General features: G+C 63.7%; 13 protein-coding genes. 9 read left to right on the forward strand and 4 right to left on the reverse strand.

The genetic code is table 11. The annotated features are described in order from the left end of the window. The first annotated feature begins 68 nt into the window (after positions 1–68). Genes SCL_RS13630 through SCL_RS13640 form a run of 3 tightly spaced genes read left to right on the forward strand, consistent with a single transcriptional unit; the run spans position 69 to position 4,730 of the window. The gene (locus tag SCL_RS13630; protein ID WP_148665106.1) at positions 69–1,748 is read left to right on the forward strand and encodes a sulfotransferase family protein; all 1,680 of its coding nucleotides are present in this window, start codon (positions 69–71) and stop codon (positions 1,746–1,748) included. 4 nt (positions 1,749–1,752) lie between these two features. After that, complete coding sequence (locus SCL_RS13635; RefSeq protein ID WP_096361726.1) at positions 1,753–3,915, forward strand: tetratricopeptide repeat-containing sulfotransferase family protein; 2,163 nt, start codon at positions 1,753–1,755, stop codon at positions 3,913–3,915. A gap of 2 nt (positions 3,916–3,917) precedes the next feature. After that, on the forward strand, positions 3,918–4,730 hold the full coding sequence (locus tag SCL_RS13640; protein ID WP_096361727.1) for an alpha/beta hydrolase: 813 nt from the start codon (positions 3,918–3,920) through the stop codon (positions 4,728–4,730). 7 nt (positions 4,731–4,737) lie between these two features. Here the strand turns inward: SCL_RS13640 and SCL_RS13645 are convergent, their stop codons facing one another. Next, the gene (locus SCL_RS13645) at positions 4,738–5,637 is read right to left on the reverse strand and encodes a PhzF family phenazine biosynthesis protein (RefSeq protein WP_338054902.1); all 900 of its coding nucleotides are present in this window, start codon (positions 5,635–5,637) and stop codon (positions 4,738–4,740) included. A gap of 73 nt (positions 5,638–5,710) precedes the next feature. Between SCL_RS13645 and thiE the strand changes: the two genes are divergently transcribed. Both thiE and hemL read left to right on the forward strand, forming a co-directional pair. After that, complete coding sequence (gene thiE / locus SCL_RS13650; RefSeq protein WP_096361729.1) at positions 5,711–6,340, forward strand: thiamine phosphate synthase; 630 nt, start codon at positions 5,711–5,713, stop codon at positions 6,338–6,340. A gap of 116 nt (positions 6,341–6,456) precedes the next feature. Next, complete coding sequence (gene hemL, locus SCL_RS13655) at positions 6,457–7,737, forward strand: glutamate-1-semialdehyde 2,1-aminomutase (protein ID WP_096361730.1); 1,281 nt, start codon at positions 6,457–6,459, stop codon at positions 7,735–7,737. Between the two features lie 174 nt (positions 7,738–7,911). Here the strand turns inward: hemL and SCL_RS13660 are convergent, their stop codons facing one another. The 3 genes from SCL_RS13660 to polA form a co-directional block, all read right to left on the reverse strand. Beyond that, positions 7,912–8,148 carry a hypothetical protein gene (locus tag SCL_RS13660; RefSeq protein ID WP_096361731.1) on the reverse strand — a complete coding sequence of 79 codons (237 nt, stop codon included), beginning with the start codon at positions 8,146–8,148 and terminating at the stop codon, positions 7,912–7,914. A gap of 274 nt (positions 8,149–8,422) precedes the next feature. Further along, the gene (locus SCL_RS13665; RefSeq protein ID WP_096361732.1) at positions 8,423–9,037 is read right to left on the reverse strand and encodes a c-type cytochrome; all 615 of its coding nucleotides are present in this window, start codon (positions 9,035–9,037) and stop codon (positions 8,423–8,425) included. 572 nt (positions 9,038–9,609) lie between these two features. Continuing rightward, positions 9,610–12,372, reverse strand: coding sequence for a DNA polymerase I (polA, locus tag SCL_RS13670; protein ID WP_096361733.1), 2,763 nt, complete (start codon positions 12,370–12,372; stop codon positions 9,610–9,612). A gap of 229 nt (positions 12,373–12,601) precedes the next feature. Between polA and SCL_RS13675 the strand changes: the two genes are divergently transcribed. The 4 genes from SCL_RS13675 to SCL_RS13690 are packed head-to-tail and all read left to right on the forward strand — an operon-like array spanning position 12,602 to position 15,470. Further along, positions 12,602–13,270, forward strand: a complete 669-nt coding sequence (locus tag SCL_RS13675) for an LOG family protein (protein ID WP_096361734.1) — start codon at positions 12,602–12,604, stop codon at positions 13,268–13,270. Positions 13,271–13,280: 10 nt separating this feature from the next. Then, positions 13,281–13,658: a DUF2782 domain-containing protein gene (locus tag SCL_RS13680; protein WP_096361735.1), complete on the forward strand. Its 378-nt coding sequence runs from the start codon at positions 13,281–13,283 to the stop codon at positions 13,656–13,658. Beyond that, positions 13,658–14,482: a hypothetical protein gene (locus SCL_RS13685; RefSeq protein ID WP_096361736.1), complete on the forward strand. Its 825-nt coding sequence runs from the start codon at positions 13,658–13,660 to the stop codon at positions 14,480–14,482. The genes SCL_RS13680 and SCL_RS13685 overlap by 1 nt, the downstream gene beginning before the upstream one ends. Before the next feature lie 31 nt (positions 14,483–14,513). Then, a complete protein-coding gene (locus SCL_RS13690) occupies positions 14,514–15,470 on the forward strand; it encodes an acetoin utilization protein AcuC (RefSeq protein WP_096361737.1) in 957 nt (318 codons plus the stop codon).

Here is a 15,470-nt window from a genome sequence, read left to right on the forward strand (position 1 = left end):
GCAAGAGTCAGAGCATGCGTGACACAATGGTTGAGTGATTTGATTTGAACAGGAGCCCGCTGACGCCCGTGAATCGACCTGCACTCAAGGCGGATGAAGCGATGCTCCTGGCCGAGCGCCACAAGCGCAACGGACAGCTCGCCGAGGCCGAGGCCGCTCTGCGCCAGATCGTTGATTCAACACCGGATCATCACGCCGCCTGGCACCTGCTGGGTCTTATCGCGTTCGAGGTTGGAAAGCTGCCGTTATCAGCAGAACTTATCGCGCATGCGGTGCGGCTAAATGACGCAGTCGCGCTCTATCACCGCAACCTGGGCGAGCTGTGCCGCCGCCTGGGGCGGCTGGATGAGGCCGTGGCTGCGGGCCGGCGTGCAACCAAACTGGCGCCGAATGACCTCGAAGCGCACTACAACCTCGGTCTCGCGCTCACTGACAAGGGAGAATGGGATGCCGCCATCCGTGCGTATCGGCGCGCGCTCGAACTCAATCCGGATCACGGCCTGTCCTGGAACAACCTCGGCGCCGCGCTGGAAAAAAAAGGCGACCTGGCCGGCGCCGAAGCCGCCTATGCCCGGGCGGTCGCATTGAACCCGGCGCACCACGAGGCCCAGAACAACTTGGGCGCGATCTACAGCCTGCAGGGTCGGCTGGAGGATGCCCGCCGCTGTTTCGAGGATTCGATCAAGGCCAACCCGGATTTCGTCGAACCGCATTTCAACCTGTCGTCGCTCAAGACCTATCGCGCCGACGACCCGCAGCTGCGGCATCTGGAGCGCAATCTCGCCAAGGCCGGCGCCATGCCGGTGCCGGCGCGCATCCGCTACTGGTTCGCGCTCGGCAAGGCGCGCGAGGACGTCGGGCGCTATGACGACGCCTTCGCCGCCTACGCCGAAGGCAACCGCCTGCAGCACGAACTTCTGCCCTGTGACGAGGCGCGCGCCGACGACATGCTGGCACGGCTGATCGCGGTATTCGATCGTGACTTCTTCGCCGCGCGCCGGGACGTGCCGGGCGGCGACAAGACGCCAATCTTCATCGTCGGCATGCCGCGCTCGGGCACGACGTTGCTGGAGCAGATCCTCGCCAGCCATCCGGCGGTGCATGGCGCGGGCGAATTGCCGGACCTGAATCAGGTCATCATGGATGCCCCGGCGCGCGCGGGCCGGCGCTTTCCCGATTTCGTGCCGGACCTGGTCCCGGATGATTTCAAACACATGGGCGAGGCCTATGTGGAACGTGTATGGCGGTTGGCGCCCGGCGCCCGGTATATCACCGACAAGATGCCGGCGAACTTTTTCCATATCGGCATGATCCGTTTGATGCTGCCGAACGCGAAAATCATCCACGCCATGCGCGACCCGATGGACTCGTGCTTCTCGAACTACGCGCGTCTGTTCAACGACACCATGGAGTTCGCCTACGACCTCGGCACGCTCGGCCGCTACTACGTGCGATACATCTCGCTGATGCGGCACTGGCATGCGGTGCTCCCCGCCGGCTCGATACTCGATCTGCGCTACGAGGACCTGGTGGCGGACCCCGAAGGCCAGACGCGGCGCCTGCTCGACTATCTGGGCCTGCCGTGGGATGACAACTGCCTGGCCTTCCACCGGAACAAGCGGCACGTGAAAACCGCCAGCGTGGCGCAGGTGCGCCAACCGATCTATAAAACCTCGGTGGCGCGCTGGCGGCATTTCGAGAATCATTTGCAGCCCCTGCTCGCGATCGTTCAGGCGTACCGGCAATGACCGAATGAAAAAACCACCCTCGCCTTCCGATCTTCTCGCCGAGCCCATCGTCCCCGGCGCACGGAGCCAGCCGCAGCCGCTCTCCATCGAGCAGGCGCTGGTGCTGGCGACGCAGCATCAGTCACAGGGCCGGCTGGCGGAGGCGGAGCGCGTGTTGCGCCAGATATTGCAGGTGCAGCCGCACCATGCGTTTGCCCTGCACCTGCTGGGCGTGATTGCGCATCAGGCCGGCAAGCCGGACCTCGCCATCAAGCTGATCGAGGAAGCCATCCGACACAACGGCGACGTCGCGCTGTTCCACTCCAACCTCGGCGAAATGTACCGCCAGGCGGGGCGGCTCGATGACGCGATCCGGCATGGCGAACGGGCGGTGGCACTCGACCCGCGCATGGTGGCGGCCCATGGCAATCTGGGCATCGCCTGTTACGACCGCAAGGATTATGACCGCGCCGAGGCCTGTCAGCGCCGGGCGCTGGCACTCGAACCGCGCTTCGCGCCGGCACTCAACAACCTGGGCAGCATCTGCCGCGCGCGCAAGCAGCCGGACGAAGCGATGGATTGGTATCGCCAGGCCATCGCCGCCAATCCGCAATATGTGGAATCGCTCAGCAATCTCGGCGCGGTGCTGCTGGAAGAAGAGCGCGCGGACGAGGCTGTCGAACCGCTCGAACAGGCCTTGCGCCTCAACCCGAACCATGCCGAGGCGCTGTGCAATCTCGGCATGGTGCGCAACGTGCTGGATCAATACGACGCCGCCCTGCCCCTGTTTCGCAAGGCCCTGCGGCTCCGCCCCGATTACGCCGAGGCCTATATCGGGCTGGCGCGATTCCATCACGAGCAGGAGCACCTGGCCGAGGCCGAGCGCTGCGCGCGCCGCGCCGTCGAGCTGGCCCCGCAAAAGGCCGAGATGTGCGGCCAGCTGGGCAACATCTACACCGAGATGGCGCGCAGCGACGAGGCACGTGCGATGTTCGAAAAGGCGCTGGCGATCGACCCCGGGTGCCACGAGGCGCTGCTCGGTCTCGGCCATCTGTGTATGGAGCGCGGCGACATGGACCAGGCGGAGGCGCTGTTCCACCAAGCGCTGGCGCTGAAGCAAGACAGCCTGCCGGCGCGCTTCCATCTGGCGCAGGTCAGGAAGGTCACCGCCGGTGACGCCAACCTCGCGGCCCTGGAAGCGGCGGAGCAGGCCGCGCGCGACCCGGCGCATCCGCTATCGGCGAAAAAATGGATCACCCTGCACTTTGCGCTGGGCAAGAGCTACGACGACAGCCAACAGTACGACCAGGCCTTTCCGCATTTCCTTGAAGGCTGCCGGTTGAAGCGCGCCACCTACGACTATGACGCGGAAGCGGTGACCCAGCACTTCGATTCGATCATGCGGACTTTCAGCCGGGAAACCCTCGAACGCCTGCGCGGCGCCGGCGACGCCTCGACGGTTCCGATTTTCGTGCTGGGCATGCCGCGTTCCGGCACCACACTGACCGAGCAGATCCTCGCCAGCCATCCCGACGTGCATGGCGCCGGCGAGCTGCCCGATCTCCTTGCCATCGCCCAGCGCCCGGTGAACGGGGCCGGCTATCCCGAGAACCTGCTTGCCATCGACCGGGCACAACTGACGGCCTGGGGAACGGACTATGTGGCCGGACTGCGCCGACGGGCGCCGGAGGCCAAACACATCACCGACAAGATGCCGGCGAACTTCTTCGCCGTCGGTCTGATCCACCTCATGCTGCCGAACGCGAAGATCATCCACGTCAATCGCAATCCGGTGGACACCTGCCTGTCCTGTTTCACCCGGCTGTTCAACCGCAAGCAGAACCAGACCTACGATCTGGCCGAATTGGGACGCTACTACGTGGACTACGTGCAGCTGATGAATCACTGGCGCGCGTTGCTGCCAGCCGGTGCCTTCCTTGACGTGCAATACGAAGACATCGTCGCGCACCCGGAGACGCAGGCGCGCCGCCTGCTCGACTATGGCGGGCTCGACTGGAACGCCGCCTGTCTCGATTTCCACAAGCACCAGCGCTCGATCCGCACCGCCAGCGTGACGCAGGTGCGCCAGCCAATCTACAAGACATCGGTGGAACGCTGGCGGCATTACGAGAAATATCTCGATCCCCTGCTGGATGCGCTGGGCGACCTGGCGCCGGGACGGAACTGAACTTGCGCCAGGCGCTCGTCGTGCTGCTGCTGGCGCTCACCGGTTGCGCCGGTCTTTCGCCGCAGGCCCGCTGGGAACATGCCGAGCAACTGGCCGCGCGCTCGGACTGGCAGAAGCTGCGCCTGCCGACCGACAGCTTCATCCTGTCGGCCTATGTGCCGAGGCACACCATCCCGGCCGATACCCTGACGGTCTACATCGAAGGCGACGGCCAAGCCTGGCTGACCCGGTCACAGGCCGCCAGCGACCCGACACCGCGCAACCCGGTCGCGCTGGAGCTGGCGCTGCGCCACCCGTGGGGTGCGGCGGCGTACCTGGCGCGCCCCTGCCAGTATGTCGACGCCGCCGACGCGAAGAATTGCCGGCCGGCATTCTGGACCGCGGGGCGCTTCGCCCCGCCGGTGATCGAGGCCAGCAGTCAGGCGATCGACGCCTTGAAGCAACGCGTCGGCGCCACCCGGCTGGTGCTGGTCGGCTACTCGGGCGGCGGCGCGGTGGCGGCGCTGGTGGCGGCACGACGCAATGATGTGATCCGGCTCGTCACGGTGGCGGGGAATCTCGACCATCGCGCCTGGACGGCAATGCACGGCCTCCCCGCGCTTGCGGACTCACTGAACCCGGCGGATGCCTGGCACGCGCTGCGTACGCTGCCGCAGCGTCACTTTGTCGGTGGTCGCGACGCCGTTGTCGGTCGTCGCGTTACCGATGCCTTCCTGGCACGCTTCCCGCCGGATCAGCAGCCGGAAGTGGTTACGCTTCCGGATTTTGATCATGTGTGTTGCTGGGTGGAGAGGTGGGATTCGATCGGGTTTTAGGGCACTGTCAGCCCCAAACACCTTCCGCCACTTCAACCACGCTGCCGCCAACAGACACTTCGATTTCTCCTTTCGTATTGTTTGTCCGCAGTGCCAGATCGGAGGGCCTTCCCATTTCATAGCCCTGGCCAACTGTCACGTCGATATTCGGGGCGCCAAACAGTTCATGACGCGCGAGATAGGCCGCGAGCGCGCCGTTGCTGCTGCCGGTGGCGGCATCTTCGGGAATGCCGTAGAAATCGGCGAACACGCGCACGCTCAGGTGTTGGCCCGCTTCATAGGCCTCGCGGCTGAATGCCAGGATGATTTTGGCCCAAGCGTCGTTGGCCAAAGCGAAATATTCGTCCCGGTTAATTTTTATTCGTCTGAGCGCGGCCAGACTTGCCAGCGGTACCACCAGCGTCGGGAAGCCCGTTGACACTTCCTCGACCGGAAAGTCCGGGGCGATGTCGGAGGCGGCGAGTCCCAACAGGCGCGCCAGCGTGCCGGCTTCAAGCCGCTTGCCGAACCGGGGAGGCATTTGCCGCATCCACAGTCTGGACGCCTGTCCCGATACTTCGTAAAACGTGACCGGGATCTTCCCGGCACGAAGATTGAGCACCACTTCGCTTGCCGTGGTCAGACGCAGCTTCTCGCGAATGACGTAGGCCGTTCCCAGCGTCGGGTGGCCGGCGAATTCCACCTCGGCCCGGGGCGTGAAAATGCGGACGTCATACCCGCCGTCTTGCGGCTGGCGCGATGTGATGAACGTGGTTTCGGAGAAGTTGATTTCCCTGGCGATTCTCTGCATCTCCTGACTGGACAGGGATTCGCAATCGATGAAAGTCGCCAGCGGATTTCCTCCGTATTTCCGGCTTGTGAATACATCGGTGATGAAAAATTTCGGCTTGTGCATTCTTGTTTCCATCGAGCGGAACCGGGGATTTCCGAATTGTCTTGTTGCTTGGCATACTACGCGGCAGATTTTTAATGGTCAAAAAATGGTCAGCCAATTACACGTCGCGGGTCTGTACGTCATCGCCGATACCCACTATCTCGACGACACGCGCCTGATCGATGCGGTCGCTCAGGCGATCGCGGGCGGGGCGCGGGTCATTCAATACCGGGATAAAAAACACGCGGCTACGGAACGAACACGGCAGGCGTCGGAGCTTGCCGCGCTGTGCCGGCGGCGGGGCGCGCTGTTCATCGTCAACGACGATGTGGCACTGGCGAAGGAAACACGGGCCGATGGCGTGCACCTGGGGCGGGAGGATGTCCCGCTCGCTGAGGCAAGGAAGCTGCTGGGAGCACGGGCGATCATCGGCGTGTCCTGCTACAACGAGCTGGCGCGCGCGGAGGCAGCGGAAAAGCAGGAGGCGGATTACATCGCCTTCGGCCGGTTTTTCCCTTCGCGCACCAAGCCGCAGGCGGTACAGGCGGGCCTCGACCTGCTGCGGGAGGCAAAAAAGAAACTGCACATTCCCGTCGTTGCCATCGGCGGCATTACCCCGGAAAATGGCGCCTCGCTGATCGCGGCCGGGGCCGATGCGCTGGCGGTGATCGAGGGCGTGTTCGGCCAAGCCGATGTCCGCAACGCGGCCGAACGCTATGCACAGCTATTCAAATAATAGTTTTTTAATAGTCTTTGCCACAGAGATCGCAGAGCACACAGAGAAAGGAAAGAAGCGGCTTTCACTCTGTGACCTCTGTGCTCTCTGTGGCTAACATTCATTAACCAAGACTTATGACCACCTCCTCCGACCTCTTCAAGCGCGCGCAGAAGTGCATCCCCGGCGGCGTGAATTCGCCGGTGCGCGCGTTCAAGGGCGTGGGCGGCGACCCGGTATTCTTCGCGCGCGGTCAGGGCGCCTATGTCTGGGACGAGGACGGCAAGCGCTACATCGACTACGTCGGCTCCTGGGGACCGATGATCCTCGGCCACGCGCATCCCCGGGTGATGGCGGCGGTGAAGGAAACCATGGAGTACGGCCTCGGCTTCGGCGCGCCGACGCGCATCGAGGTCGACATGGCCGAATTGATCTGCCGGCTGGTGCCGTCGATCAAGAAGGTGCGCATGGTCAGCTCCGGCACCGAGGCCACCATGAGCGCGATTCGCCTCGCGCGCGGCTTCACCGGCCGCGACAAGATCATCAAGTTCGAGGGCTGCTATCACGGCCACGCCGACTCACTGCTGGTGAAGGCCGGGTCGGGCGCGCTCACGCTCGGCGTGCCGACCTCGCCCGGCGTGCCGGCGGATTTGGCGAGCCACACACTCACGCTCGAATACAACAACGCCGCTCAGGCGCGCGAGCTGTTCGGCAAGATCGGGAAAGACATCGCTTGCGTCATCGTCGAGCCGGTGGCCGGCAACATGAATTGCGTGCCGCCGGTGCCGGGCTTTCTGGAAGCCCTGCGCGAGCTGTGCACCCAGCACGGCGCGGTGCTGATTTTCGACGAGGTCATGACCGGCTTCCGCGTGGCCCTGGGCGGGGCCCAGGCACACTATGGCATCCAGCCCGACCTCACCACGCTCGGCAAGGTCATCGGCGGCGGGCTGCCGGTGGGTGCTTTCGGCGGGCGCGCCGACATCATGGCTCGCCTCGCCCCGGAAGGGCCGGTGTATCAGGCCGGAACGTTGTCGGGCAATCCGGTATCGCTCGCGGCCGGCATGGCCACGCTCCGGGAAATATCACAGCCGGGGTTCTTCGAGGCGCTGACGGCCAAGACCGCCATGCTGGCGCGGGGCCTGGCCGAACGGGCCCAGCGCGCCGGCGTGGCGCTGGTAACGCAACAGGTCGGCGGAATGTTCGGGATTTTCTTTACCAAGGGAAAATCAGTGACGAGTTTCGCCCAGGTCATGGCCTGCGACGTCGAGCGCTTCAAAAAATTCTTTCACGGGATGCTGCGCGAGGGAGTCTATCTGGCGCCGTCGGCGTTCGAGACCGGTTTCGTCTCGGCAGCGCATACCGAGTCCGATATCGACGAAACCCTGGACAAGGCGGAAAAGGTTTTTAAGACGCTATAAGAATCTTAACCACGGATGAACACGGATAAACACAGATCGAAAGCAAAAACTGTTCGCTGGTTTTATCCGTGTTAATCCGTGTTTATCTGCGGTTTCAGAAATCTTTTAGATAACTTACAAAAAGAAACGGGCCGGTGGTCCGGCCCGTGTGTGCACCCCGCACAAAATTCTTGTCTAGCTGACCAGTATATTCTCGGAAGCAAACCGGACGGTGGCGACCTGCGGGCGGATGGCCTCGTCGCTGAGGGCGATGTCCACGCCGAGGATGGCGACCAGGTTGTCGTGATCGCGCACGCCCGGCAGTTCCTCGCGCAGGTACCCGTAATGGGTTTCGTTCATGTACACGACGTTCGGCCGCGCGCCGTGCACCACTTGGTAATCGTTCACCAGATTCACGATATGGCTTAACATGGTTCTTGCTCCTTTTGCCCCCGTTTGGGCCGTCCCGGAATCCCGCTTTACCTCTGCCGTGATTCCGCGCTTCTCAGTATCTGAAAGAGCAATACTCATGCCATGCCGGCCGGCTGGCTAAGCTGTTGAAATGGATTGGTATTTAATTCAGGCCGCATTGACGCGTTGCGGCAAGGGGCTTGGCGGGGGCCGGACAAAGGCCGGCACCTGCCGCCGCACGGCAGAAAACACGCTGCCGTGCCAAGGTTGCTGAGGTTAGAGGGGTTCTAAGCGCTTAGTGCAGGCCGGCCATGTATTCCGACACCGCCTTGATTTCCTGTTCCGACATGCGGAAGGCGATGCGGGTCATAATTTCACCGTCGTTGGCGCGGCTGCCGGCCTTGAAGGCCAGCATCTGCTTGCGGGTATAGGCGGCGTTCTGGCCGGAGACCTTGGGAAAGCGCGGCGGGATGCCGTGGCCCGAGGGGCCGTGGCAACTCATGCAGGCGGACACGCCCATCTTGGCGTCGCCGCCGCGGTAAACCTTCTCGCCCTGCTTCGCCAGCTGGGCGTCCTGGGCCGCGCCCGGCTTGGGCTTGAGGCTGGCGAAATAGGCGCCGATGTTCTTCATGTCGGCGGCGCTGAGGGGGGCGGCCATGCCGGCCATGATGGGATCCTTGCGCGCGCCGGATTTGAAGTCGGCCAGTTGCTTGGCGATATAGGCCGAATCCTGACCGGCAAGCTTGGGCCACAGGGGGTCGGCCCCGCCGTTGCCATCGGCCCCGTGGCAACCGGCGCATACCGCCGCCTTGGCCTGGCCGGCCGCGACATTGCCGTTTGCGGCCTGCGCCGGCGCGATCATTACCAGCCACAGGCTCATTGCGGTGGCGACAGACAGCATGTTTTTCATAAAACCCCCATGAAAATACGACGGAAACCGGATTGATTTTCGGATCGCGCGGCGGCGAGGGCGGAAATCAGGCCGGCTTTATATACCACAGCCCGCTTCCCGGTCAATTTACAAGGTCAATTCTGAATAAAAAGAAAATTTAACCGCCAAGACGCCAAGAACGCCAAGTTTTCAGAAAACTTGGGGCCAGGCTCAAAACCCCCTTGTAGGTTGGGGTGAGCAAAGCGAACCTCAACGCATCGGTGCCGTTGTTGGGTTTCGGCACTTCGTGCCTTAACCCAACCTACATCAAAATCAATTTTGAAATAGGTTCTGGTCTTTCTTGGCGACCTTGGCGGTTGAAAAATATATCGCTGACACAAAAAAAGCCCCGGAGACAAGGGGAGAGTGTCCGGGGCCGAACATGTTCCGGATTGTGCATCCGGAACGTGCCCCGCTCAGGGAGGTGGAGCGGAGCAAGACGAAGTCATCGTCTGCGCATTATGACGCACCGCGTTCGGATTAGTTCAAGCCTTTTCGTTGCGGATGGTAAAACTTGGCGCCCGCTTCACGTAACTTTCATACGTGTTTGCTCAGTGCGCCTCGTCCCAATTGCCGCCCACGCCGATATCCACCACCAATGGTACGGACAACGTCGCCACGCCGCTCATGGCGGCGCGCACATGTTTGCGCGCGGTGTCGACGGCCGTTTCCGCCACCTCGAACACCAGCTCATCGTGAACCTGCATGATCATGCGGATGTCGAGGCCGGATCGCGGAATCCATGCGTCCACCACGATCATGGCGCGCTTGATGAGGTCCGCCGCCGTGCCCTGCATCGGCGCGTTGATCGCAGCGCGCTCGGCGGCCTGGCGGCGGTTCATGTTGGCGGCATTGATCTCGGCGGTGTGCAGGCGCCGCCCGAACAGCGTCTCGACGTAGCCCTGGCGGCGCGCGGTCTCGCGCGTGCGCTCCATGAACTCGCGCACGCCGGGGTAGCGCGCGAAATAGCGCTCGACATATTCCTGCGCCGCCACGCGTTCGATGCGCAGTTGCTTCGCCAGACCGAAGGCCGACATGCCGTAGATCAATCCGAAATTGATGGCCTTGGCGGCGCGGCGCATGTCATCGCTCACGAGATCCGGCGCCACGCCGAATACCTCGGCGGCGGTGGCGCGATGCACGTCCATGTTGTTGGCAAAGGCATGAATCAGCCCCTTGTCGCCCGAGAGATGCGCCATGATGCGCAGCTCGATCTGCGAGTAGTCGGCCGACATGATCCGGTACCCGGGCGCGGCGATGAAGGCCTGGCGGATGCGCCGCCCCTCGGCGGTGCGCACCGGGATGTTTTGCAGATTCGGATCGGTCGAGGACAGCCGCCCGGTCGCTGCCACCGCCTGGTGATACGAGGTGTGCACGCGCCCGGTTTTCGGATCGATCATCTCCGGCAGCTTGTCGGTGTAGGTAGACTTGAGCTTGGCCAGGCTGCGGTAGTCGAGAATCAGCTGCGGCAGCGGATAGTCCAGCGCCAGTTCCTGCAACACCTCTTCCGCCGTGGACGGCTGGCCGGTGGGGGTTTTCTTGAGCACCGGCAGCTTGTGCTTGTCGTACAGCACTTCCTGGATCTGCTTGGGCGAGCCCATGTTGAACGGCTGACCGGCAAGTTTGTAGGCCTCGGTCTCGAGCTCGAGCAGACGCTTGCCCAGCTCGTGGCTTTGCGCGCGCAACATGGCGACGTCGATGAGCACGCCGTGGCGTTCCATGCGCGCCAGCACCGGCACCAGCGGCATTTCGATCTCGTCGAACAGCTTCACCAGCGTCGGCGTTTCCTTCAGCCGCGGCCACAGGTGCTGGTGCAGGCGGAAAGTAATATCGGCATCCTCGGCGGCGTAGGCCGTGGCCGTATCCAGCGGCACCTCGCGGAAATTGATCTGGTGCTTGCCCTTGCCGGCGACCTCTTCGTATTTGACCGTCTTGTAGCCGAGGTACTTGAGCGCCAGCGAATCCATGTCGTGGCGCGAGGCGGTCGAATCCAGCACGTAGGATTCGAGCATGGTGTCGTAGCGCATGCCCGCCAGCCGGATGTCGTAATTGGCCAGCACGCTCATGTCGTATTTGAAGTTCTGTCCGATTTTGGGACGGCTTTCGTCTTCCAGCAGCGGTTTCAGTTTTTCCAGCACGGCGTCGCGGCCGAGCTGCTCCGGCGCGCCGGGATATTCATGCGCCAGCGGCACGTAGGCGCCCTCGCCCGCCCGATCGGTGAACGACACGCCGACGATCTCGGCCTGCATCGCGTCGAGGCTGGTGGTCTCGGTATCGAAGGCGAACAGTTTCGATTGCGCCAGCCGCGCCAGCCAGGCATCGAGCGCCGGCATGTCGGTGATCATCTGGTATTTCGCATTCGTCGTGGCCGGCGTGGCTGCCGCCGCGGGGGCGTTGGCGCCGCCCAGCTCCGCCAGCCACGACTTGAATTCCAGACGCGAAAACAATTCGCGCAGGCGCGCCGCGTCCGGCGCCGCGCGCCTGAGGTCGCCGGGCGCGAGCTTGAGGTCCACGTCGCATTTGATGGTGGCCAGCTGGCGCGCCATCGGCAGGTGGCCCAACGAGGCGCGCAGGCTCTCGCCGGCCTTGCCGGGCACGTCATTCGCATGCGCCATGACCGCGTCGAGCGAGCCGTATTCCTGCAACCATTTGGCCGCGGTCTTGGGGCCGACGCCGGGCACGCCGGGGATGTTGTCGGAGGTATCACCCACGAGTGCGAGATAATCGATGATGCGTTCCGGCGGCACGCCGAATTTTTCAATCACGGCATCGCGGTCGCTCACGGCGTCCTTCATGGTGTCCACCAGTTGCACATGCCGGTCCACCAGCTGCGCCATGTCCTTGTCGCCGGTGGAGATCACGGCCTCGCGTCCCTCGGCGGCGGCGGCGCGCGCCAGCGTACCGATCACGTCATCGGCCTCCACGCCTTCGACCTGGATCAGCGGCAGGCCGAGGGCGCGCACGATGGCGTGGATCGGCTCGATCTGGATTGAAAGATCGTCCGGCATCGGCGGGCGGTGCGCCTTGTACTCGGGGTAGATGTCGTCGCGGAAGGTCTTGCCCCTGGCGTCGAACACCACCGCCATGTATTCGGTGTCGTAGTCCGCGAGCAGGCGGCGCAGCATGTTGGTCACGCCGTAGACCGCGCCGGTAGGCTCGCCGCGCGAGTTGGCGAGCGCGGGCATGGCGTGGAAGGCGCGGTAGAGATAGGATGAGCCGTCCACCAGGACCAGTGGCCCGCCTTTCTTCCCGTCCGCCGACACCTTCGACGCCTTGTTCGCGGGTTTTTTCCTGTCTCCGGCCTTGGGGCTCATGGCAGGATCGGGGCTTCGACTGACCGAGCGATAATAATGTCCTTGGCTCCGTCATGGGCGCATTCCGGCACCACTTTTGTGCTAAAAATCATATATGAATCACGAGACATGCAAAGCGAGCAGGGCTACATAAATGAATGATGGAAATCCCCAAGATAGAGAACCGCCGTACCCCAAACCCAACGGAGTCGACTCCCAGTACCGCGTCGAGATCGCACCCTCGGGCACCATGTCGCGCGAATCCTGGAAGATCTTCCAGATCATGGCCGAGTTCGTCGCCGGCTATGAACAACTGGCCCAGATTCAACCCTCGGTCAGCATTTTCGGTTCCGCGCGCACATCACCGGGGCATCCCTATTATGCCCTGACCGAGGAGGTCGCACGCAAACTTTCCGATGCCGGTTTCTCGGTGGTCAGCGGCGGCGGCCCGGGGCTGATGGAGGCCGCCAACAAGGGCGCCTACGCCGGCAAGTCCCCGAGCGTGGGCCTGAACATCCGCCTGCCGCACGAGCAGCACGCCAACCGCTACCAGAACATCACGCTCACGTTCCAGCACTTCTTCGCGCGCAAGGTGATGTTCGTCAAATACGCCAAGGCCTACATCGGCATGCCCGGCGGTTTTGGCACCCTCGACGAACTGGTCGAGGCGCTGACGCTGATCCAGACCGGCAAGACCACGCGCATGCCCGTCATCCTGGTGCACGCGCCGTTCTGGTCCGGCCTGCTCGACTGGTTCAAGGGGACGCTGGTCCGCGAGGGTGTCATCGACAAGGACGACATGGATCTCGTGACCGTGGTGAACACCGCCGACGAGGTACTGGACGTGATCTTCCGGTATTATGAGGAAACCGGTTTCGAGGCGTCGGAAGCGGAACAGGAAATCAAACTGAACCTTTAGAGCACAAAACATGCGCCTTGCCTCTTTGCTCATTCTCGCGGTCCTGCTGGCGCCGGCGCTGGCGGCCGAGCCGGCGGCGAACGGGGTCAAAAAACCGGCCCCCGCCGCCAGTGTGCCGGCACCACCACCGCCGCCGGAAAACTACAACCCGCCGGCGGCCCCCGAACTGCCGGACGCCGGCCAGCCGGAACCGGAAGTGACCATCACCACCAAGGGCACGGAAATCCACGAGGAGTACCGGCTGAACGGACGGCTCTACATGATCAAAGTGGTTCCGAAGAAGGGCAAGCCTTATTACCTCATCGATCAGGAAGGCAGCGGGCAATTCCGCCGCAGCGACTTCGAATCGCGCATTGCCATTCCCACCTGGGTGATCAAGCGCTTCTGATGTCCGCGCCGGCCGATGACAACGGCACGACAGGCTCCGGCCCCGCCCAGGCCGGAACCTGGATCGCCTGCGGCCAGCGCCTGGTGCGGCAGCAACCCTCCCTTTGGTACGGCATGGCGGCGGTGTATATCGTCCTCGGCTTCCTGCTGACGCTGATTCCCTTCATGGGCCACCTGCTGTTGATCCTGATCACGCCCATGCTGCTCGCCGGCGTGATCTGGGGCCGCGCGCACCCGAATCCCGCGGAACCGGAATCGGCGCCGCCGCTTTCCTCCGCCCAGGCCCTGTTGCAGACCTGGGTCGCCCAACCGACGCAGGAATTGCTGCGCATCTTCAGCCACGAGGGCAGGCTGTTCGGCGCGGTGCTGCTCGGCATCGTCACCCTCGGACTGGTGATGGCGGTAAAGATCGTCGGCTACCTGCTTATCGGCGGATCGATGATCTCCGGCCTGACGGCGGACTTGGCCGGCGGCACGCCGTTCATCACGTTCGCGGGCATGGTGCTGGTCGCGGGCCTGTCGGTGCTGCTCGGCATGGCGCTGCTTTACAGCGTGCCGCTCACGGTGCTGGGCAACCGTCAGCCGCTGGACGCAATTGCCGAAAGTTTTTCCGCCTGCCGTGAACATGCCAGACCCCTGCTGATTCTGGTCGCGCCGTTTTTCCTGGTCTATGTCGTCATCCTGGTGGCGTTCGCCAACTCCCACTGGCTGGGTTACCTGCTGACGGTCAGCATCGGCCTGCTGGCGCTGCCATTGTTCATCGCCGCGGTTTATTGCAGTTATCTCGCGCTGTTCCCGCCGGACCCTTCCAGCCCGCGGCGGTAATTCCGCCACCGGCCCGGTACAATGCCGGACGATGCGTGTACGCGTCTATCATGGCAAGGCATTGGCCGCCTATGGTTTCGGCCACGGTCATCCCTTCGGCCCCGACCGTCTCGGCGCCTTCTGGCAGGAAATGACCCGGCGCGGCCTCGACTGGCAATGCGACGTCGGCACGCCGGTCTCCTGCACCGAGGAAGATCTCGCGCTGTTTCATACCGCCGATTACATCGCGCGCGTCAAACGTCAGTCACAGACCGGCGAGGGATATCTCGACTTCGGCGACACCCCTGCCTTCCCCGGCGTATTCGAGGCGGCTTCCGTGGTGGTGGGTTCGGTGCTGGACGGGCTCAAGCATATTCTCGCGGGTGACTGCCGGCGCGTGTTCGTGCCCATCGCCGGGCTGCATCACGCGCGCCGTGACGGCGCCGCCGGCTTCTGCGTGTTCAACGACATCGGCGTGCTCATCGAGGCGCTGCGCCGGCGCCACGGCATCCGGCGCGTGGCCTACGTCGACATCGACGCGCATCACGGCGACGGCGTGTTCTACGGTTTCGAGGACGATCCTGATCTGATCTTCGCCGACATCCACGAGGACGGGCGCTATCTCTATCCCGGCACCGGCGCCGCCGCCGAAACCGGCACCGGCAAGGCACAAGGAACCAAACTCAACATCCCGATGGAGCCCGGCGCGGACGATGCCGCGTTTCTGCGGGTGTGGCCGCGAGTGGAGGAATTCGTGCGCGCGGGAAAACCCGAATTCATCATCCTGCAAGCCGGCGCCGACAGCCTCGCCGGCGACCCGATCACGCACCTGCGCTACACCCCCGCGGCCCACGCGCACGCGGCGGCGCGCCTGTGCGCGCTGGCCGATGAACTGTGCCAGGGAAGAATTATCGCCACCGGGGGCGGGGGCTACGACCGCCCCAACCTGGCGCGCGCGTGGTGCGCCGTGGTCGACGCCATGCTCCACGCGGGCGTGAAAACCCCCTAG

This window comes from Sulfuricaulis limicola (genome assembly GCF_002355735.1).
GTDB classification, from domain to species: Bacteria; Pseudomonadota; Gammaproteobacteria; order Acidiferrobacterales; family Sulfurifustaceae; genus Sulfuricaulis; species Sulfuricaulis limicola.

Bases quoted from the DNA above. Each gene is read 5' to 3' on its own strand.
- SCL_RS13645 (WP_338054902.1), bottom strand. From the start codon at position 5,637: ATGGAAACAAGAATGCACAAGCCGAAATTTTTCATCACCGATGTATTC.
- hemL (WP_096361730.1), top strand. From the start codon at position 6,457: ATGACCACCTCCTCCGACCTCTTCAAGCGCGCGCAGAAGTGCATCCCC.
- SCL_RS13690 (WP_096361737.1), top strand. From the start codon at position 14,514: ATGCGTGTACGCGTCTATCATGGCAAGGCATTGGCCGCCTATGGTTTC.
- thiE (WP_096361729.1), top strand. From the start codon at position 5,711: ATGGTCAGCCAATTACACGTCGCGGGTCTGTACGTCATCGCCGATACC.
- SCL_RS13665 (WP_096361732.1), bottom strand. From the start codon at position 9,037: ATGAAAAACATGCTGTCTGTCGCCACCGCAATGAGCCTGTGGCTGGTA.
- SCL_RS13635 (WP_096361726.1), top strand. From the start codon at position 1,753: ATGAAAAAACCACCCTCGCCTTCCGATCTTCTCGCCGAGCCCATCGTC.
- polA (WP_096361733.1), bottom strand. From the start codon at position 12,372: ATGAGCCCCAAGGCCGGAGACAGGAAAAAACCCGCGAACAAGGCGTCG.
- SCL_RS13680 (WP_096361735.1), top strand. From the start codon at position 13,281: ATGCGCCTTGCCTCTTTGCTCATTCTCGCGGTCCTGCTGGCGCCGGCG.
- SCL_RS13660 (WP_096361731.1), bottom strand. From the start codon at position 8,148: ATGTTAAGCCATATCGTGAATCTGGTGAACGATTACCAAGTGGTGCAC.
- SCL_RS13685 (WP_096361736.1), top strand. From the start codon at position 13,658: ATGTCCGCGCCGGCCGATGACAACGGCACGACAGGCTCCGGCCCCGCC.
- SCL_RS13675 (WP_096361734.1), top strand. From the start codon at position 12,602: ATGTCGCGCGAATCCTGGAAGATCTTCCAGATCATGGCCGAGTTCGTC.